Below are 504 nucleotides of genomic sequence, written 5' to 3'. Positions count from 1 at the left end.
TTCACTGGTAACCCTTTTGTAGCATTTGCAGTATAAATTTCAATCCGTTTCAAGTCCACCTGAATCAATGGAGCTTCATAATAAAACTTGATTTCAATATTTTTGTCTTGAATCGTACCTTCTACTTTATTTTTACTTTTCTCACATACTATATAAGGGTATCCATTACGCTTTAGATCGGTTCTAGGACTATAAGAATATTTTTCCCCTCGACGCTTTGTTACTCTTGTATCAGGCACAATTTTAGCTTGTGTACGATTATCTATATGTGAAACAGTTACTGTCCGTAGCAAATCATAATATAGAACAATTTTATTACCCTTTTCTTTTACAGTAATTGTTTTTGCTTTTCCATCAACCGAACTATAAGTGTTGCCATTCCACTTTAAATTATTTATAGGTTTTCCTGTGTATTTATTGCCAATTGTCGCTTTTTCTTTCGTCGTTTTTAACAACTGATTATTATAACGATCTCGGTGTTCTACTACTACATCAGCATCTTTT

At 32.3% G+C, this 504-nt stretch carries 1 protein-coding gene; it reads right to left on the bottom strand.

What is annotated here, in order from left to right:
• Nucleotides 1-504: MucBP domain-containing protein (locus AB3I00_RS14650; protein WP_368025619.1), on the bottom strand; the 504-nt coding region annotated here is incomplete at both ends.

The sequence above is a fragment of the Enterococcus sp. C76 genome, from assembly GCF_040886985.1.
In the GTDB taxonomy this organism is placed as follows: Bacteria; Bacillota; Bacilli; order Lactobacillales; family Enterococcaceae; genus Enterococcus_B; species Enterococcus_B lactis.
The sequence above is the reverse complement of the archived record's forward strand: the minus strand, read 5'-3'. Positions and strand labels throughout refer to the sequence as shown.